The following is an 18,544-nucleotide window of genomic DNA, read 5'->3' on the forward strand; positions in this document are numbered from 1 at the left end:
CGGGTCGCCGGGCGTCGGTGTGGGGTGCGGCTCGGCAGAGTGGTTTGTACTGCAAACTAGTCTGCACCATCTCGGACGTCGTGTCGAGACCCGGGCGCGCTAGGGTGTGTCGCGCGTTACCCGGGACGGCGCGTCCCGGGCATCCCGACTCGACGAGGAGCCGCCCGTGCGCATCGGCATCCAGACCGGCTACTGGTCCCGCCGGCCCCCGGCGGGCGTCGTGCCCGCCCTCGTGGCGGCCGAGGCCCTCGGCCTCGACTCCGTCTGGACCGCCGAGGCCTACGGCTCCGACGCGTTCACGCCGCTGGCCTGGTGGGGCTCGCGCACCCGGCGGGTGCGCCTGGGCACCGGCATCGCGCAGATGGCCGCGCGCACGCCCACCGCCACCGCCATGCACGCGATCACGCTGGACCACCTCTCCGGCGGGCGGTTCGTGCTGGGCCTCGGGGCCTCGGGCCCGCAGGTGGTCGAGGGCTGGTACGGCCAGCCCTACCGCCGCCCCCTGGCGCGCACGCGGGAGTTCGTCGACGTCGTGCGCGAGGTCGTCGCCCGCGAGCGCCCCGTGGCCTACGACGGCGACTTCTACCGCCTGCCGCTGCCCGCGGACGCCCCCGGCGCGACCGGGCTGGGCAAGGCGCTCAGGCCCACGGTGCACCCCCGCCGCCGCGAGATCCCGATCGTGCTGGCCGCCCAGGGCCCGCGGAACGTGGCGCTCGCCGCCGAGATCGCCGACGGCTGGCTGGCCGGCTTCTACGCCCCGCGCACGGACGCCACGTTCCGCGCGCTGCTCGCCGAGGGGTTCGCCGCCCGTCGCGAGGAGCGCTCGCCGGCCGCCGGCTTCGAGGTGCTGGCCACCGTGCCGGTGGTGGTGCGCGACGACGTCGAGGCCGCCGCGGACGTGGTCCGCCCGCACGTGGCGCTGTACGCCGGCGGGATGGGCGCCAAGGGGGCGAACTTCCACAAGGCGTCGCTCGACCGGCTCGGGTACGGCGAGGCCCTCGACGAGGTGCAGGACCTCTACCTCGCCGGGCGCCGGGAGGACGCGGCCCGCGCGGTGCCGCTCGAGCTCGTCGAGGAGATCGCCCTGGTGGGGCCGGCGGAGAAGGTCGCGCGCGACCTCGCGCGCTGGGACGGGACCGCGCTGACCACGATGCTGCTGCAGGGCGACCCCGCGTCGGTGCTCACGGTGCTCGCGGCGGCGCAGGGTGCCCCCGGCGCGGACGGCACGACGCCGGCGGTCGGGCGGGTGCGCGCGACGGCGGCCTCGCTGCTGGCACGGGTGGCGCCGCGTACGGTCTGACGGTCCCGGAGCCGGCCCGCGAGCCCGTCGGTCAGCCCGCCGCCGCGGCGCTCAGCCCGCGGGCGCGTCGTCGATGCCCGGGAACCACACTGCCCGGCGCAGGTCCACGCGCCGGCCGTCGCGCGTCAGCGGGCAGCCCTCGGCGCGCAGCGCGTCCAGGGCGGCCGTGAGCAGGTGCGCCGGCGGGGCGCCGGCCGCGTTGACCACCCGCCACCACGGCACGTCGTCGACGACGGCCGGGCCCACCACGGCCGCACCGTCGGGCACCAGGTGGGCGTAGCGGTCGCCGGAGCCCGCCAGCACCCGCCCCACCTGACGGGGGCCGCCGCGGTGCAGGGTGTCGGCGACCACCTCCGCGACCAGCCCGTACGTGATGGCGCGGCCGGACGGGACCTGGCGCACGAGCCTCAGCACCGCGGCGGCGTACTCCTCCGGCGAGCCCGGAGGGTGCTCCTCGGGGTCGCGGTCGGGCTCGTCCACCGGGTGCGGGGCGCCGAAGGGCCAGGTCACGCCGCCAGCGTAGGGCGCCCGCGCAGCCGGCACGAGCACCGGGCACGAGAAATCGCTGGCCCGCCACGCGCCGACGATCCCAGGATCGGCCCGTGACCACCGCGCCGCAGACCACCGCAGAGCCCTCTCCCGAGCCCTCCGCTGCCGAGCCCTTCTCCGTCGCCGTCTCCTCGCCCGCGTGGCGGGCGGCGGCCGAGGCGTGGGTGCGCGACGCGCTCGAGCACCTCGGGGCCCGGGTGACCGGCGTCGAGCAGCCGCGCGTGCGGCCGTGGTCGACCCAGCTCGTGGTGGAGACGACGCGCGGCCGGTTCTGGTTCAAGGCGTGCTGCCCCGCGCAGGCCTTCGAGCCGGCGCTGCAGGCCCTGCTCGCCGACCTGGTCCCCGGCGCGGCGGACGCGCCGGTCGCCGTCGACGCGGCGCGCGGCTGGCTGCTGACCGCGGACCGCGGCGCGACGCTGCGCGAGGACCACGAGCCGACCGTGGACGACTGGGCCGCCGTGCTCGCCGCGTGGGTCGGGGTGCAGCGGGCGGTCGCCGCCCACCGCGAGGCCGTGCTGGCCGTGGGCGTCCCGGACTGCTCGCCCGCCACGGTGCCCGAGCGGTTCGAGCTCGTGCTCGCCCGGCTGCGGGCGCTGCCGGCCGGGCACCCCTCCCGGCCCGACGCGGGCACCGTCGCCCGGCTGGAGGCCGCGCGCCCGCGCGTGGCCGCGGCCGCGGCGCTGCTCGGCGCCGACACGCTGCCGGTCACCCTGCAGCACGGCGACCTGCACCCCGGCAACGTGTTCGCCACGGCCGCCGGGCTGCGCGTGTTCGACCTCGGCGACGCGCAGTGGGCGCACCCGCTCGAGGCGCTGGTCGTGCCGCGCGCGGTCGTCGACGCCGCCGGGCTGGACCCGGCGCCGGCGCTGGCCGCGGCGCGGGCCGCCTGGGCCGCCGCCGGCGGCCCCGCCGGCCCGGCCGACGACGCCGTGTGGGACGCGCTGCTGCGCGCCGCGGGGGTGACCCACGCCGTCAACCGGAGCCAGACGTGGTGGGACTGCCTGGCCGGCGCCACCGAGGACGAGGTGGCCGACTGGGGCGAGGCGCCGCTGCGGCACCTGTCGCGGGTGCTCGAGGACGGCTGAGCGGGCCGCGGGCCGGGTCAGACCTGGCAGGCGGGGCACCAGAACAGGTTGCGCCCCGCGAGCTCCTTGACCAGCACCGGCGTGCCGCAGACCCGGCAGGGCAGGCCGTCGCGGTGGTAGACGTAGAACGCGTCCTCGGCCGGCACCGCGCCCGCGGCGCCGTCGGTGTTCTGCCGCGTGCGGCGCCGGGGTGCGCTCTGCCCGCCGACATCCGGCCCGCCGTTGCCCGTGCCGCCGTCGCCGGCGTCGCGGTGCTCGGGCCGGGTGGTGACGATCGCGCCGTGGTCGGCGCCGTCGCGCATGAGCACCACGAGGTCGTCCCAGATGCCGCGCAGCGTCCCGGCGTCGACGTCGCGGCCCGGCCGCACCGGGTCGAGCCGGGCGCGGTAGAGGGCCTCGGCGCGGTAGATGTTCCCGACGCCGGCCACGACCGCCTGGTCCATGAGCTGCTGCCCCACGACGACCCGCGAGCGTCGCACCCGGGCGACGAAGTCCTCGCGGGCGGCGTCGAGCGAGGCCCGGCCGCCGTCGGGCCGGATCGGGTCGGGACCCAGGCGCGCCTCGACGGCGGCCTTCTGCTCCGGCGTCACGACCTCGCACGCGGTGGGGCCGGTGAGGTCGGCGACGGCGTGCGGCCCGCGCAGGCGCACGCGCACCGCGCCGCGCGGCGCGGGCGGCTCCCACTCCCCCGCGCCGTCGGCGGTCGCGGCCGCGTCGGCACCTGCACCGGCCGCCGCGTCGCCGGCCGCCTTGGCGTCGCCGGGCACGGCGGGGCCGTCCAGGGCGGCTGGCGGGGCGGCCGGCACCGTCTCGCGCTCGCCGATCCGGCGGCGCGGTGCGCCGATCGCGTGCACGACGGCGGCGGTGCCGTCGCCCGCGAACGTCCACGCCCCGTACAGGCCGAGGTGGACGCGCAACCAGCGCACGCCGGGGCTCGCCGCGTCACCGTCGGCGCCGTCGTCGTCGGCCGCGAAGCCGAGGAACAGCTGCTTGCCCCACGCCTCGGCCGCCACGAGCGGGCGGCCGTCGAGCAGGGCGGCCCCCGGGGCGAACCGGCCCTGCGGGCTGGTCACCTCGAGGCGCTGCCCCGTGAACAGCGCGCCGAACGCGCGCGCGAGGCGGTGGACGGTGTGGCCCTCGGGCACGTCAGGCGCTCGCGCCCGACCGCCGGGCCTCGTACGCGGTCATCTGGTCGATGCGGCGCTGGTGGCGGGCGTCCCCGCTGAAGGGCTCGGCGACGAACGCGTCGACGATCGCCGTCGCCTCCTCGAGCGGGTGCATGCGGCCGCCCACGGAGACGACGTTCGCGTCGTTGTGCTGCCGGCCGAGCTTCGCCGTCTCCACCGACCAGGCGAGGATCGCCCGGACGCCGGGGACACGGTTGGCGGCGAGCTGCTCGCCGTTGCCCGAGCCGCCGATGACGATGCCGAGCGAGCCGGGCTCCGCGACGACCGCCTCGGCCGCCGCGATGCAGAACGCCGGGTAGTCGTCCTGGGCGTCGTACTCGAACGCCCCGTGGTCCACGACGTCGTGGCCCTCGGCGCGCAGGTGCTCCAGGAGGTGGGTCTTGAGCTCGAATCCGGCGTGGTCCGTGGCGATGTGCAGGCGCATGGCGCCATTGTCCACCACCCCGCCCTCGGACCGGCGCGGCGGGCGGGCACGCCCACGGCGGGCCCCCTGCGGGCGCCCGGACCCGGCCTCTAGGCTGCCAGCATGACGACCGAAGCCCTGAGGTCCGGCATCGACCTCGACGCCCTGGACCCGTCCACCCGCCCGCAGGACGACCTGTACCGCCACGTCAACGGCCGGTGGATCGCGTCGCACGAGATCCCGGCGGACCGGTCGATGGACGGCTCGTTCCGCGCGCTGCACGACCTGTCCGAGGAGCGCGTGCGCGAGATCATCACCGACCTCGCGGCGCAGGAGGGCCTCGACCCGGCCTCGACGCCCGCCAAGATCGGCGCCCTGTACGCCAGCTTCATGGACACCGAGCGCGTCGAGGCGCTCGGCACCGACCCGATCCGCGATGAGCTGGCGCTGATCGCCGGTGCGGCGTCGCAGGCGGAGCTCGTCGGCGTCCTCGGCGCGCTGCAGCGCACCGGCGGGGGCGGCGTCGTCGGCCTCTACGTCGACAACGACGCCAAGGACCCCGAGCGCTACGTCACCTACCTGGCGCAGGCCGGCATCGGCCTGCCCGACGAGGCGTACTACCGCGAGGACCAGTACGCGCCCGTGCGCGAGAAGTACACGCCGCACGTCGCGCGCATGCTGCGCCTCGCCGGCGTCACGGCGGACTCGCCGTGGGGCGTCGACGCCGACGACGCCGCGGCCCCGGTCGTCGCGCTCGAGACGGCGCTGGCCTCCCACCACTGGGACGTGGTGCGCGACCGCGACGCCGACCTCACCTACAACCCGATGCGGCTGTCCGACCTCGCCGCGCAGGCGCCGGGCTTCGACTGGGAGGCGTGGGCCACCGCGCTCGGCGCGCCGGCCGGCGCGATGGACGACGTCGTCGTGCGCGAGCCGTCGTTCGCCACGGGCTTCGCTCGGCTGTGGGCCTCCGAGCCGCTCGGGACGTGGCAGCTGTGGGCGGTCTACCACCTGGTCACCGCCCGCGCGCCCTACCTGAGCGACGAGCTCGTCGAGGCGAACTTCGACTTCTACGGCCGCGTGCTGTCCGGCGCGCAGCAGGTGCGCGACCGCTGGAAGCGCGGCGTGTCGCTGGTCGAGGGCGCGCTGGGCGAGGCCGTCGGCGAGCAGTACGTGGCGCGGCACTTCCCGCCGGCGCACAAGGAGCACATGGACCGGCTGGTCGGCCACCTCGTGGACGCCTACCGCGAGTCGATCCAGCAGCTCGACTGGATGACGGACGAGACCAAGGCCAAGGCCCTCGCCAAGCTCGAGAAGTTCACGCCGAAGATCGGCTACCCGGTCAAGTGGCGCGACTACTCGGCGCTCGTCGTCGACGCCGAGGACCTGGTGGGCAACGTGCGGCGCGCCCACGCGTTCGAGCAGGACCGCGAGCTGGGCAAGATCGGCCGGCCGATCGACCGCGACGAGTGGTTCATGACGCCGCAGACGGTCAACGCCTACTACAACCCCGGCATGAACGAGATCGTCTTCCCCGCGGCGATCCTGCAGCCGCCGTTCTTCGACCCCGAGGCCGAGGACGCGGTGAACTTCGGCGGCATCGGCGGCGTCATCGGCCACGAGATCGGCCACGGCTTCGACGACCAGGGCTCCAAGTACGACGGCGACGGCCGCCTCGAGGACTGGTGGACCGCCGACGACCGCGCGGAGTTCGAGCAGCGCACCAAGGCGCTCATCGCGCAGTACGACGCCTTCCGCCCCGCGCAGCTGCCGGAGGACGCCCCGCACGTCAACGGCAGCCTGACGATCGGCGAGAACATCGGCGACCTCGGCGGGCTGTCGATCGCCCTCAAGGCCTACCGCCTCGCGCTCGGCGGCTCGCTCGACGACGCCCCGGTGATCGACGGGCTCACCGGCGTCCAGCGCGTGCTGCTCGGCTGGGCGCAGGTGTGGCAGTCCAAGGCCCGCGACGAGGAGGCGCTGCGCCGCCTGGCCGTGGACCCGCACTCCCCCAACGAGTTCCGCTGCAACGGCGTGGTCAGCAACGTCGACGAGTTCTACACGGCGTTCGACGTGACCGAGGGAGACGCGCTGTACCTGCCGGAGGCCGAGCGCGTGCGGATCTGGTGACCGCCCGCTGAGCCCGGCTCCGGGCTCGGGTACCGGTCCCCGGCGACGAGTGCGGCGCCGACGACGAGGGCCCCGTCCGCGATCCTCGCGGGCGGGGCCCTCGTCGTCGGCGGACCGGCACGCCGGGCCGGCGTCAGAACGTGCCGACGCCCGCCTTGGCGACCGTGAAGCCGCGCCCGGACTCGTCGTCCTTGCACTGCATGCCGGTCTTCTCCGAGGTGCAGGTGAACTGCCCCCGCGTGATCGACTCGCCGTAGGCCAGCCGGTCGAGGCCCTCGGGCGCCGGCTGCGGCTGGTCCTGCGCGGCGACGCAGGGCAGCGAGACCTTGCCGTCCGCCGCCTGGACCCGCACCACGTAGCCGGTGGTGCCCTCGCAGCCCTCGACCGGGGCCGGCTGCTGGTTGAGCGAGGCGATGCCGCACGTCACCGCGTCCGAGGCGATCGTGCACGTGATGTTCCCGCTGGGGGCGGCGAACTCGGCGAGCACCGCCGGGGCCGCCGAGGTGCCGGCAGACGGCGCGGCGGCGCCGGCGTCGTCGGCGGCGGTCCGCGAGCCGGAGCCGGAGAAAAGGTTCACCGCGAACACGACCGCCGCGGCGATGAGCACGACGTCGAGCGCGATGAACGCGATCCAGCCGGCCGACAGCCGACCGCGGCGCCGCGGCTGCTCGTCCGGGCCGGGCGCGCCGCCGGGAGCCGTCGCGCCGGCCGGGGCACCGGCAGAGGCACCGGCAGGGGCGTGGCCCGGCTGCTGGCCGTACCCCGGCTGGGGCTGGTGGCCGTAGGCCTGCTGCTGGGCGTACGCGGGCTGGGCGTACCCCGGGTGGGGCTGCTGGCCGTACGCCTGCTGCTGGGCGTAGGCGGGCTGGGCGTACCCGGGGTGGGGCTGGTGCCCGTAGGCCTGCTGGCCGTACCCGGCGGGCGGCTGCTGGGCGTAGCCCGGCTGCTGTCCGTGGCCGGCCTGCGGCGGGTGGCCGTGCGTCGCGGGGTACCCCGGCTGGCCGCCGTAGGACGCGGGCGCGGCGGCCGCCGGCTGGTGCGGGGCCGGCTGGTGCGGGGCCGGGGGGGGTGGCGGGACGGCCGGCCCCGCCGCGGCACCGGGCAGGTCGACCGGCGGCATGGCCGCGGTGGGCGGCCCGCCGTCGGGTGCCGCCACCTGCTGCACGGGCATCTCGCCGCCCAGGACCGCGGTCTCCGCGGCGGCCGACGGCTGCGCGCCGGGCGCGAACGACGGCGGACGCCGGTCGCCCCGCGGCACGCGCGTGACGGGCGCAGGGCGCGCGGAGCCGTCGCCCGCCGACGCCGGGTCGGGCGGCGGCGGGGGCGGCGGGACGGAGCCCGAGGTGTGCGGGCCAGACATGCGATCTCCCTCCGGGACGGTCCGGCGAGGGGCCGGACGGGCGCGGTCGCGCGCCGGGGCGCGGCAGCGCAGCGGGCAGGATGTCACGGTTCGGTCACGTGCGTCGAGCCGGCCGCGGCCCGCCGCGGCGGGCCCGCGCCGCAGGTCGCGAATCGGGTTGCCCGAGGTGAGAGGATCGACCGCGGGTCGCCGGCGACCCACCGAACGCCGCCCCGCGGGCGCGAGCCCGCGGCGCACACACCGAGGAGAACCCGTGCCCGGAGAGAACCTGACCCGCGCCGAGGCGATCGAGCGCGCGAGCGTCGTCACCGCCGTCGAGTCCTACGCCATCGCCCTGGACCTGACCACCGGTCCCACCACGTTCGCGTCCACCACCACGATCCGGTTCGCGGCCGTCGAGGGGGGCAGCACCTTCCTCGACCTGGTCGCGCCGGCGGTGCGCTCGGTGACGCTCAACGGCCGCGAGCTCGACCCCGCCGCGGTGTTCGCCGACTCCCGCATCCGCCTGGACGGCCTCGCCGCGCAGAACGAGGTGACCGTCGTCGCCGACTGCGCCTACACCAACACCGGCGAGGGCCTGCACCGCTTCGTCGACCCGGTCGACGGCGAGGTGTACCTGTACACGCAGTTCGAGGTGCCGGACGCCCGCCGCGTGTTCGCGACGTTCGAGCAGCCCGACCTCAAGTCGGCGTTCCAGCTCACCGTCACCGCGCCGGCGCGGTGGGAGGTCGTCTCCAACCAGCCGACGCCCGTGCCGACGCCGGCCACCGCCGTCGAGGGCGACGAGGACGCCGCCACGTGGACGTTCGGCGCCACGCCGCGGATCTCCACCTACCTGGTCGCGCTCGTGGCGGGCCCCTACGCCGTCGTGCGCGACGAGCTGACCTCCGCCGACGGCCGCACGATCCCCCTGGGCGTGTTCTGCCGCCGGTCGCTGTCGCAGTACATGGACGCCGACTACGTCTTCGAGACCACCCGCCGCGGCTTCGAGTTCTACGAGAAGACGTTCGAGTACCCGTACCCGTTCGACAAGTACGACCAGCTCTTCGTGCCCGAGTACAACATGGGCGCGATGGAGAACCCGGGCTGCGTGACCTTCACCGAGGCGTACGTGTTCCGCGGCCAGGTGCCCGACGGCCGCAGGGAGCGCCGCGTCGTCACGATCCTGCACGAGCTGGCCCACATGTGGTTCGGCGACCTAGTGACGATGAAGTGGTGGAACGACCTGTGGCTGAACGAGTCGTTCGCCGAGTTCGCCTCCACGCTCGCCACCGCCGAGGCCACCGAGTGGGAGGGCGCGTGGACCACGTTCACGGCCTCCGAGAAGACCTGGGCCTACCGCCAGGACCAGCTGCCCTCGACGCACCCGATCGTGGCGCCGATCAACGACCTCGAGGACGTGTTCGTCAACTTCGACGGCATCACCTACGCCAAGGGCGCCTCGGTCCTCAAGCAGCTCGTCGCCTGGGTGGGCCGCGAGGAGTTCCTCAAGGGCCTGGCCGCCTACTTCCGCAAGCACGAGTGGTCGAACACCGAGCTGCGCGACCTGCTCGTCGAGCTCGAGGCCACCAGCGGCCGCGACCTCGAGGCGTGGAGCGCCGCCTGGCTCGAGACGGCGGGCGTCAACACGCTGCGCCCGGAGATCACCGTCGACGAGTCCGGCACCATCACCGGCTTCGCCGTGCTGCAGTCGGCCCCCGCCGACCACCCGACCATCCGCCCGCACCGCCTGGGCATCGGCTTCTACGACACCGACGGCTCGGGCGCCGTGGTGCGCACGCACCAGGTCGTGGTGGACGTCGACGGCGAGCGCACGGAGATCGCCGAGCTCGTCGGGCGGGAGCGTCCCGGCCTGGTGCTGCTCAACGACGCCGACCTGGCCTACGCCAAGGTGCGCCTGGACGCCGACTCGCTCGCGTTCGCGGTGGCCAACCTGTCGAAGATCGCCGACTCCCTGGCGCGCGGCGTCATCTGGGGCTCGGCGTGGGACGCGGTGCGCGACGGCGAGACGCCGGCGTCGTCGTTCGTCGACCTGGTGCTGAACAACGTGCTCGCCGAGACCGAGTCGACCACCGTGACGATGGTGCTGGCCCAGCTCGCGACGGCGTCGTCGGTGTACGCCGACCCGGCCCGCCGCGCCGCGCAGACCGAGCGCGTCGCCGACGGGCTGTGGGAGCTGGCCCGCGAGGCGCGGCCGGGCTCCGACCTGCAGCTGCAGCTGGTCCGGGCGTTCGCGACGGTGGCCGCCACGCAGGAGCACGGCACCGCGCTGCGCGGCCTGCTCGACGGCTCCTCGCCGCTCGAGGGCCTGCAGGTGGACACCGACCTGCGCTGGGACCTGCTGCAGGGCCTCGTCGCCGTCGGCCTGGCGGACGACGCCGAGATCGACGCCCAGCTCGAGGACGACGACACCGCCTCGGGCCGTCAGGCCGCCGCGCGCGTGCGGGCGAGCAAGCCGACGACCGCCGGCAAGGAGGCGGCGTTCGCCTCGATCGTCGACGACGGCTCGGCGCCGAACGCGATCATCCGCGCCACGGCGGCCGGCTTCCGCCGCGTCGCCGACCCGGCCGTCCTCGCGCCGCTCGTGCAGCGGTACGTCGACGCGCTGCTGCCCATCTGGGAGTCGCGCACGTACCAGATGTCGGAGGAGCTCATCGAGGGCCTGTACCCGGCGCCGGTCGCGTCGGCCGGGCTGCGCGACGCCGTCGCCGGCTGGCTCGAGGCGCACGCCGACGCCGCGCCCGCGCTGCGCCGCCTGGTGGTCGAGTCGCTGGCCGACACCGAGCGGGCGCTGCGCGCCCAGGAGGTCGACGCGGCGGCCGCCACGGCCTGACGCCGAGATAGAGAGCTCCCGCCGCGAGATAGAGAGGGGCTCCGAGGACGTCGTCCTCGGAGCCCCTCTCCATCTCGCCGCTCCCCACATCCGACTACGACGCGAGGCGCCCCCACCGGCCGCGCAGCGCACGACGCACGGTGAGGACGTATCCCTTCGGCTCGTCGACGTCGCTCCACCCGGCGCGCTCGATGCGCCAGCCCTCGTCCTCGATCGCGGCCTGCCGCTCGTGCTCCCGGCGTCGCACCTCCCCCGGGTCACCCCGGGCGAGGTCCGTGTACTTCACCTCTCCGTCGAACTCCACGCCGACCCGAGCCTCCGGCCACCCGACGTCGATCCACCGGTCGCCGAGCGCCGTCCGGACGCGGACCTGAGTCTGCGGCCGAGGCAGCCCTGCCTCGACGAGCAGGAACCGCGCCAGGCTCTCACCAGGAGACTCGGCGCCCGGGTCGGCGAGAGCGATGATCCGCCTCGCCTGGACGACACCACGCTTCCCGCGCGACTCGTCGAGCAGCTGTTCGAGGAGTCGCGGGTCCGCCCCGTGGCGCAGGGCACAGTCCACGACGACGAGCGCCGCCGCCGGTCGGAGCGAGCGCGCACAGTCGACGGCGGTGCGCTCGACGCTCGTCACGGGTAGCCCGGCCACGGTCGTACGGTCGCGCCGAGGCAGCGGTGTCCAGTGCCGTGTGAGGCGGTAGCGGTGCTCGTACGAGGCGTCGTCCCGCCGCACCTGGGGCGGGTAGAGCTGGGTCAGGTGGACCCGGTCGTGGAGCCGGTAGGTCCACAGCCCGTGCAGCAGCGCCGCCGTCTCGTGACTGAACCAGTACTCGCTCGCGAGCGTCCGGTACGTCGCGGCCACGCGGGCCAGCACCAGCTCGCGCCGGGTCGTGGCCGGCGGGGCCGCCGGGTCGGACGTCGCATAGAAGCCGGGCCGCAGCCGGTGAAAGCCTTCGTCGGCCGCGGCGAGAAGATCGACCGCCTCGGCCACCGTTCCCGTGAGGAGCGTCGGCAGCGTGGGCGGGACCAGCGGCTCGGGGAGTGTGCGGATCGCCATGCGACGACACGTTGCCGCCAGAGATCGACACGGACGAGGGCGCCTGCGATCGCTGTGCACCGCCGTCCCGCCGTGCCCTCTGGGCACAGCGTTCCGGCGGCGCACTGCAGCCGCGGCGACCCCGGCCCGCCCCGCCGAGGGCTTCGATATCGGCCGAGCGGCTCTCTATCTCGCCCGAGGACCTCTCTATCTCGGCGGGAGAGGTCTCTATCTCGGCGGAAGAGGTGCCGTCAGCGCTCGTCAGCGCTCGTCGTCCATCGCCGCCAGGAGGCTGCGCAGGCGCTGCAGGCCGAAGAGGTCCTCCAGCAGGATGGGGTTGCCGTTGGCGTCGCCCAGCGGCACCTTCCAGTTCGGGTACTCCGTGTCGGTGCCCGGCTGGTTCTGCGAGCGCCGCTCCCCCACCGCGTCGACCAGCTGCACGCCCACCAGCGCGGCCGGCGTGCGGCGCAGGTAGCGGTGCATCGCCTCGACGATCTCCCGCTCGGACGGGTCGTCGCCGACCAGGCCGCGCTCGGCCAGCGCCTGCACGAACATGTCGCGCTCGGCGCGCGCCTTGCGCCGCACCACCGGCACCGGCTCGTCGAGCAGCCCCAGCCGCTCGCGCAGGTCCACGTGCTCGCCGGCCAGGTAGCCGGCCGTCGGCGGCATGTCGTGCGTGCCCACGGTGGCCATCGTCAGGTGCCGGTAGTCCTCGGGCGGCGTCGGGGCGCCGTCGGTCTGCTCGAACCACAGCACCGACGTGCCCAGCACGCCGCGGCCGGCGAGGTACTCGCGCACCCACGGCTCGAACGTGCCGAGGTCCTCGCCGATGAGGATCGCCCCGGCGCGCTGCGCCTCCAGGCACAGGATGCCCACCAGCGCCTCGTGGTCGTAGGTGACGTAGGCGCCGTGCGCCGGGCCGGACCCCCGCGGGATCCACCACAGGCGGAACAGGCCGAGGATGTGGTCGACCCGCAGGGCGCCGGTGTGCCGCAGCACGGTGCGCAGCATGTCGCGGTACGGCGCGTACCCGGCGCGCGCCAGCGCCCGCGGGTTCCACGGCGGCTGCGACCAGTCCTGGCCCTGCTGGTTGTACATGTCCGGCGGCGCGCCGACGGCGACGCCGCGGGCGAGGTAGGCGCCGTTGGCCCACGCGTCGGCGCCGGCGGGGTGCACGCCGACCGCGAGGTCGTGCATGATCCCGACCCGCATGCCGGCCTCGCGCGCCACCCGCTGCGCGGTGCGCTTCTGCTCGTCGCAGACCCACTGCACCCACGTCCAGAACTCGACGCGCTCGGCGAGCTCCTCGCGCAGCGCCTCGACGCCCGGGGCGTCGGGCCCGTCCAGGTCGGCCGGCCACGCCTTGCCGCCGAGGCGCTCGACGATCGCGCACCAGGTCGCGAAGTCGCGCAGGCCCTTGCCCTGCTCGGCGACGAACGCCTCGTACGCCGCCTCGCGGGCGGCGCGCCGGGGCGCGGTGAAGACCACCTCGAGGGCGGCCTTCTTTGCCTCCCAGACGGCGTCGCGGTCGATCGGGCCCGGGTCGGTGTCGAGGTCGCGCACCGGGTCGGCGGCCCACTCCACGAGGGACCGGTCGGCGGCGGACAGGTAGGCCGTCTCCGGGATGTCCTCCACCCGCACGTAGGCCGGGTTGAGGAACCGGCGGGTGGTGGGCAGGTACGGCGACGGCGTCACCGGGGTCACGGGCTCGGCCGCGTGCAGGGGGTTCACGGCGACGAAGTCGGCGCCGCCCTGGTGGGCCGCGAGCCACGCGATGTCCGCGAGGTCGGCGAGGTCGCCCATGCCCCACGAGGTGCGCGAGCGCACGGAGTACAGCTGCACGAGCAGGCCCCACAGCTGGCCCTCGCGCAGCTGCGGCGGGTCCAGCCGCGCCGGCGTCACCGCGAGCGTGCCGCGGGCCTCCGTGCCGTCCGTGGCCGCGTGCAGCGAGTGCCAGCCCAGCGGCAGGTCGGTGGGCAGGGCGAACGTCGCGCGCCCGACGCGCCGGCCGTCGACGGTGCGCGGCTCGACGAAGAGGTCGAGCTGCGTCAGCTCGCGCCGCTCGCGGCGGGCGCGCGCGGGGGCGCCGGGCTCGGCGCCGTCGATCTCGACCCAGACGGTGACCTCGGCCCCGTCGGCGACGTGCACGGGCACGGTCACCTCGTCGCCCTCGCGCACGACGACGCTGGGCGGCACCACGTGCCGCCACTCCTCGTCCCGCTCGCGGGCCAGGCTCAGGTCCACCTGCTGCGGCGTGGCCGCCGGCACGTCCAGCGCCTCGAGCACGGCGACCAGCGTCGGGCCGCTGACGTGCTTGGTCGTGCCGTCGAAGCCCTCGTACTCGGTGCGCACCCCGTGGACGTGGGCGAGCTCGCGCAGCTCCGCGGGCACCTCGTCGGGCGTCGTCGTCTCCTGGGTCACGGGGACGATCCTGCCACCTGTCCGGTTCCTCAGCAGGTCACGGCCCCGGGTCGGCACGGGTTCCACCCGCTCCGCCGGCGCCGGCGTGGCGGATCCCACGGCCGGTCCGCCGCAGCCGTCCCCGGCGGCCTCACGCGACCTCCACACGCCGCCGCTACGGTGGCCCGCGTGATCGACCTCGGACCGACCACCCTGACCGCCCGCCTCTCCGCCGCGGCCGCCGCCGCCGACCCGTCGCCGTCCCCGTCCCCCTCCGACGGGCTCGACCAGGTGGTGGAGCAGGGCCAGCAGATCGCCAACGACTCCTGGGAGTGGCTGACCGGGTGGCCGCTGCAGGTCGCGATCATCGTCGCGGTGGGCGTGCTGGCGCTCGCCCTGGTGCGCCGCACGATCAAGCACGTGACCGAGCGGATCGCGTCCGGCGCCACCCGCGTGACCACCACGGAGCAGGCCTCCGCCGGCCGCTGGTGGCAGCGCCGGCCCGCCATCATCGAGGACGCCCTGACGCTGGCCAGCCCGATGGCCCGCGAGCGCCGCGCCCAGCGCGCCCGCACCGTCGGCTCGGTGCTCCGCTCGACGGCCAACATCGTCATCGTCACCGTGATGATCCTGATGATCCTGTCCGCCGTCGGCGCGAACGTCGCCCCGCTGCTGGCCTCCGCCGGTGTGGTCGGTGTGGCCGTCGGTTTCGGCGCCCAGAGCCTGGTCAAGGACTTCATCTCCGGCATCTTCCTGCTCATCGAGGACCAGTTCGGCGTCGGCGACGTGGTCGACCTCAACGGCGCCGTGGGCACCGTCGAGGAGATGGGGCTGCGCCTGACGCAGGTGCGCAGCTTCGACGGCACGCTCTGGTACGTCCGCAACGGCGAGATCCTGCGGGCGGGCAACCTCACGCAGCAGTGGTCGCGCGCCGTCGCGGAGGTCCGCGTCCCGCTCGACGCCGACGTCGACCAGGTGCGCGCCGCGCTCGGGCGCGCCGCCGACCGCGTGCAGGCGGACGACGAGCTGGCCCCGCACCTGCTCGAGGCGCCGTCCGTGCGCGGCGTCGACGCGTGGAACGACATCACGATGACCTTCACGGTTCACGCCCAGGTCCGCCCGGCCATGCAGTGGGACGTCTCCCGGGCGCTGCTCGGCGCCGCGCAGGAGGAGCTGCGGCTGGCCCGGCTGCTGCGCGACGACGTCGACGACGCGGACGCGTCCGCCGCCGCGGCGCGCAACTGACCCACCGGGACGAGCGGGTCCGGCCCGGCACCCGAGCCGGGGCCCGGAGACACGTCGGCCGGCGCGACCTCGTCGTCGCGCCGGCCGACCCGTCCCGGCGGGCGTCCTCGGGCGCCCCGCCCGGGTGCCTTGCCCGGGTGCCCTGCCCGGGTGGTCTGCCCGGGTGGTCCGCTCAGGTGCGCAGCACGTCCAGCTGGGCGGCCAGGTCGTCCGCCTCCGGGCCGACGATGACCTGGATGACGCGGCCCGAGCGGACCACGCCGAACGCCCCCGACTGCTTGAGCCTCGGCTCGTCCACCAGCTTGGGGTCGCTCACCTCCACCCGGAGCCTGGTGATGCACGGTTCGAGCTCGACGACGTTGGTCGTGCCGCCGAGCGCCTCGAGGATCTGGTCCGCCTTGGTCATGTGCGCCTCTCCCGTCCCTCTGCCTCGTCGCAGAGATCACACTGCTCGTGATTCTGCTGCCTCGTCGCAGGTCCGTCCAGAGTAGCCCGCGCCCCGAGCCCCCGTCCCACCCCCGCGCGTCCCGGGGACGGCGCGCCTCTCTGGCACCATGAGCGGGTGACACCCAGGACCTTCTTCGAGGACGTCGGCGGCCACGAGACCTTCGTCCGGCTCGTCGACGCGTTCTACGACGGCGTCGCGACGGACGAGGTGCTGCGCGGCATGTATCCCGAGGAGGACCTCGGGCCGGCCAAGGAGCGGCTGACCCTCTTCCTCGAGCAGTACTGGGGCGGCCCGACGACGTACTCCGAGCAGCGCGGGCACCCGCGCCTGCGGATGCGGCACGCGCCGTACAAGGTCAACCCCGACGCCCGCGACCGCTGGCTGCGGCACATGCGCGCCGCCGTCGGGACCCTGGGCCTGCCGCCCCTGCAGGAGGCGCAGCTGTGGGACTACCTGGAGCGCGCGGCGTTCTCCCTGGTCAACACCTTCGAGGAGTGAGCTCGTGAGCGACGTGAGCACGTCCGACGCCGGGACCCCGGCGACCTCCCCCGCCGACGAGCCCGGCGCGGCCCCCGAGCGCGCCCCCGACGCGCTGGACCGGCTGCTCGCCGTCCTCGACCTGCGCGAGGTCGAGGGCTGGGGCCCGCACGGCGAGGAGGACCTGTGGCGCGGGCGGTCGGTGCCCGGCCTGGCCAACCGCGTGTACGGCGGCCAGGTGCTGGCGCAGGCGCTCATCGCCGCCGGCCGCACGGTGGACGCCGACCGGCCGCCGCACTCCATCCACGCCTACTTCCTGCGCGAGGGCGCGCTCGACGTGCCGATCGACTTCGCCGTCGAGCGCCTGCGCGACGGCCGGTCGTTCTCGGCCCGGCGCAGCCACGCGCTGCAGGACGGCACGCCGATCCTGTCGCTCACCGCCTCGTTCCAGGTCGACCAGCCGGGCTACGACCACGCCGTGCCGATGCCGCGGGGCGTGCCCGCGCCGGAGGACGTGCCCAGCGCGTTCGAGCTGCTGGGCAGCGTCAACCACCCGGCCGCGCGGTTCTGGTCCCACGACTCGGCGTTCGAGCTGGCCCACGTGGGCACCTCCCTCTACCTCGGGGCGGACCCGCAGGCGCCCAGCACCCAGATGGTGTGGATCCGCGCGCGGCACGAGGTCGCCTCGGACGACCGGCTGCTGCACCGGGCCCTGCTGGCGTTCGCCTGCGACCAGGTGATGCTCGAGCCGGTGCTTCGCTCGGCGGGCGCCTCGTGGCTCGACGTCGGGCGCGACGTGCCGATGGCGAGCCTCGACCACGCCATGTGGTGGCACCGCGACGCCCGCGTCGACGAGTGGCTGCTGTTCGTCCAGGAGGCGCCGAGCGCGCAGGGCGGGCGCGGCCTCGGCCTGGCCCGGGTGTACACCCGCGACGGCAGCCTGGTCGCCTCGATCGCCCAGGAGGGCATGGTCCGGCTGCCCGCCTGACGGCGGCCCGCCGCCGCGCCGTTCGCGCTGCGGGCACGCCCGCCCGCGACCAGACTGGCGGGCGTGCCTCGCCTGCGACGTGTGACCGTCTCCTCCCCCGGGTTCGGTCGTCGGCGCGCGGGCAAGGGCTGGGTGTTCCTCGACGTCGACGGCGCGCCGCTGGCCGACGACGAGGCGGTCGCCCGCTGCAAGAAGCTGGCCGTGCCCCCGGCGTGGAAGGACGTCTGGATCTGCCGGTACCCCAACGGGCACATCCAGGCGTTCGGCTACGACGACGCCGGGCGCGGCCAGTACCTGTACCACGAGGCCTGGACGGAGCGGCGCAAGCGGCGCAAGCACGACCACGTGCTCGACATCGGGCGCCGGCTGCCGACCGCCCGGAAGCTGGTCAGCGACGACCTCGCGCTGCCCGGCATGCCCCGTGAGAAGGTCCTCGCGCTCGCGTTCCGGCTCCTCGACCTGGCGTACTTCCGCGCCGGCGGCGAGATCTACGCCAAGCGCAACAACAGCTACGGGCTGGCCACGATCCGCAAGGAGCACGCCCGGGTGCGGCGCGACGGCTCGGTGCACTTCCGCTACCCGGCCAAGTCCGGCCAGGTGCGCGACGTCGTCGTCGACGACCCCGTCGTGGCCGAGCTCGTGGCCACGCTGCGCCGCCGCCGCGGCGGCACCGACCTGCTCGCGTGGCGCACCACGGCGCCCGGCGGGCGCGCGGTCTGGCACGACGTCACCAGCAACGACGTGCAGCAGTACGTCAAGGAGCGGCTCGGCGAGGACGCCACGCCCAAGGACTTCCGCACCTGGCACGCCACGGTGCTGGCAGCGCGGGCCCTCGCCGACGCCGGCGCGCCGCCGCCGTCGCAGCGGGCGCGCAAGCGCCTCGTGACCGGCATCGTCAAGGACGTGTCCGAGGAGCTCGGCAACACCCCGGCCGTCGCGCGCGCGTCGTACATCGACCCGCGGCTCTTCGACCTGTGGGAGCGCGGCGAGACCATCGGCGCGACGCAGTCGCAGGAGCGCGCCGAGGAAGCGGTGCTCGACCTGCTGGGCTGACGCGCCGCGCGCAGGCGCCAGCGGGCGCACGACCGGGCCCCCGGGAGCACCGA

General features: G+C 75.6%; 15 protein-coding genes. 8 read left to right on the forward strand and 7 right to left on the reverse strand.

Annotated features, from left to right (window positions below; all coding sequences use genetic code 11):
- The first annotated feature begins 166 nt into the window (after nucleotides 1-166).
- Nucleotides 167-1,300, forward strand: coding sequence for an LLM class F420-dependent oxidoreductase (locus U5M74_RS04155; RefSeq protein WP_410906435.1), 1,134 nt, complete (start codon nucleotides 167-169; stop codon nucleotides 1,298-1,300).
- A gap of 51 nt (nucleotides 1,301-1,351) precedes the next feature.
- Here the strand turns inward: U5M74_RS04155 and U5M74_RS04160 are convergent, their stop codons facing one another.
- A complete protein-coding gene (locus U5M74_RS04160; protein WP_410906437.1) occupies nucleotides 1,352-1,810 on the reverse strand; it encodes an MGMT family protein in 459 nt (152 codons plus the stop codon).
- A 92-nt stretch (nucleotides 1,811-1,902) separates the two neighbouring features.
- On the opposite strand from U5M74_RS04160, the gene U5M74_RS04165 reads away from it, so the two are divergent.
- Nucleotides 1,903-2,934 carry a phosphotransferase gene (locus tag U5M74_RS04165; RefSeq protein WP_410906439.1) on the forward strand — a complete coding sequence of 344 codons (1,032 nt, stop codon included), beginning with the start codon at nucleotides 1,903-1,905 and terminating at the stop codon, nucleotides 2,932-2,934.
- 17 nt (nucleotides 2,935-2,951) lie between these two features.
- Here the strand turns inward: U5M74_RS04165 and U5M74_RS04170 are convergent, their stop codons facing one another.
- Both U5M74_RS04170 and U5M74_RS04175 read right to left on the reverse strand, forming a co-directional pair.
- Complete coding sequence (locus U5M74_RS04170; RefSeq protein WP_410906441.1) at nucleotides 2,952-4,079, reverse strand: Fpg/Nei family DNA glycosylase; 1,128 nt, start codon at nucleotides 4,077-4,079, stop codon at nucleotides 2,952-2,954.
- Nucleotide 4,080: 1 nt separating this feature from the next.
- Complete coding sequence (locus tag U5M74_RS04175; RefSeq protein ID WP_410906443.1) at nucleotides 4,081-4,545, reverse strand: ribose-5-phosphate isomerase; 465 nt, start codon at nucleotides 4,543-4,545, stop codon at nucleotides 4,081-4,083.
- A 102-nt stretch (nucleotides 4,546-4,647) separates the two neighbouring features.
- Between U5M74_RS04175 and U5M74_RS04180 the strand changes: the two genes are divergently transcribed.
- Nucleotides 4,648-6,654 carry a M13 family metallopeptidase gene (locus U5M74_RS04180; protein ID WP_410906445.1) on the forward strand — a complete coding sequence of 669 codons (2,007 nt, stop codon included), beginning with the start codon at nucleotides 4,648-4,650 and terminating at the stop codon, nucleotides 6,652-6,654.
- A 133-nt stretch (nucleotides 6,655-6,787) separates the two neighbouring features.
- On the opposite strand, the gene U5M74_RS04185 is transcribed toward U5M74_RS04180, so the two are convergent.
- Nucleotides 6,788-8,014, reverse strand: coding sequence for a hypothetical protein (locus U5M74_RS04185; RefSeq protein WP_410906447.1), 1,227 nt, complete (start codon nucleotides 8,012-8,014; stop codon nucleotides 6,788-6,790).
- A gap of 253 nt (nucleotides 8,015-8,267) precedes the next feature.
- On the opposite strand from U5M74_RS04185, the gene pepN reads away from it, so the two are divergent.
- Nucleotides 8,268-10,847 (forward strand): aminopeptidase N, encoded by a 2,580-nt coding sequence (gene pepN, locus U5M74_RS04190; protein ID WP_410906449.1) that lies wholly within the window; start codon nucleotides 8,268-8,270, stop codon nucleotides 10,845-10,847.
- 94 nt (nucleotides 10,848-10,941) lie between these two features.
- Here pepN and U5M74_RS04195 read toward each other — a convergent pair whose 3' ends face one another.
- Both U5M74_RS04195 and malQ read right to left on the reverse strand, forming a co-directional pair.
- Entirely contained in the window at nucleotides 10,942-11,901 is a 960-nt protein-coding gene (locus U5M74_RS04195; RefSeq protein ID WP_410906451.1) for a hypothetical protein, read from the reverse strand.
- 240 nt (nucleotides 11,902-12,141) lie between these two features.
- A complete protein-coding gene (gene malQ / locus U5M74_RS04200) occupies nucleotides 12,142-14,301 on the reverse strand; it encodes a 4-alpha-glucanotransferase (protein WP_410906453.1) in 2,160 nt (719 codons plus the stop codon).
- Nucleotides 14,302-14,469: 168 nt separating this feature from the next.
- Between malQ and U5M74_RS04205 the strand changes: the two genes are divergently transcribed.
- Nucleotides 14,470-15,525 carry a mechanosensitive ion channel family protein gene (locus U5M74_RS04205; protein ID WP_410906455.1) on the forward strand — a complete coding sequence of 352 codons (1,056 nt, stop codon included), beginning with the start codon at nucleotides 14,470-14,472 and terminating at the stop codon, nucleotides 15,523-15,525.
- Nucleotides 15,526-15,697: 172 nt separating this feature from the next.
- On the opposite strand, the gene U5M74_RS04210 is transcribed toward U5M74_RS04205, so the two are convergent.
- Nucleotides 15,698-15,931 (reverse strand): PTS glucose/sucrose transporter subunit IIB, encoded by a 234-nt coding sequence (locus tag U5M74_RS04210; RefSeq protein WP_069984226.1) that lies wholly within the window; start codon nucleotides 15,929-15,931, stop codon nucleotides 15,698-15,700.
- 156 nt (nucleotides 15,932-16,087) lie between these two features.
- Here U5M74_RS04210 and U5M74_RS04215 point away from each other — a divergent pair, with 156 nt between their 5' ends.
- From U5M74_RS04215 to U5M74_RS04225, 3 genes are all read left to right on the forward strand, one after another.
- Nucleotides 16,088-16,471, forward strand: coding sequence for a globin (locus tag U5M74_RS04215; protein WP_069984225.1), 384 nt, complete (start codon nucleotides 16,088-16,090; stop codon nucleotides 16,469-16,471).
- Nucleotides 16,472-16,484: 13 nt separating this feature from the next.
- Complete coding sequence (locus U5M74_RS04220) at nucleotides 16,485-17,438, forward strand: acyl-CoA thioesterase (protein ID WP_410906856.1); 954 nt, start codon at nucleotides 16,485-16,487, stop codon at nucleotides 17,436-17,438.
- Between the two features lie 63 nt (nucleotides 17,439-17,501).
- Nucleotides 17,502-18,491, forward strand: a complete 990-nt coding sequence (locus U5M74_RS04225; RefSeq protein WP_410906457.1) for a DNA topoisomerase IB — start codon at nucleotides 17,502-17,504, stop codon at nucleotides 18,489-18,491.
- The last annotated feature ends 53 nt before the right edge of the window (nucleotides 18,492-18,544 follow it).

The organism is Puerhibacterium sp. TATVAM-FAB25, assembly GCF_046535855.1.
GTDB lineage: Bacteria > Actinomycetota > Actinomycetes > Actinomycetales > Cellulomonadaceae > Puerhibacterium > Puerhibacterium variabilis_A.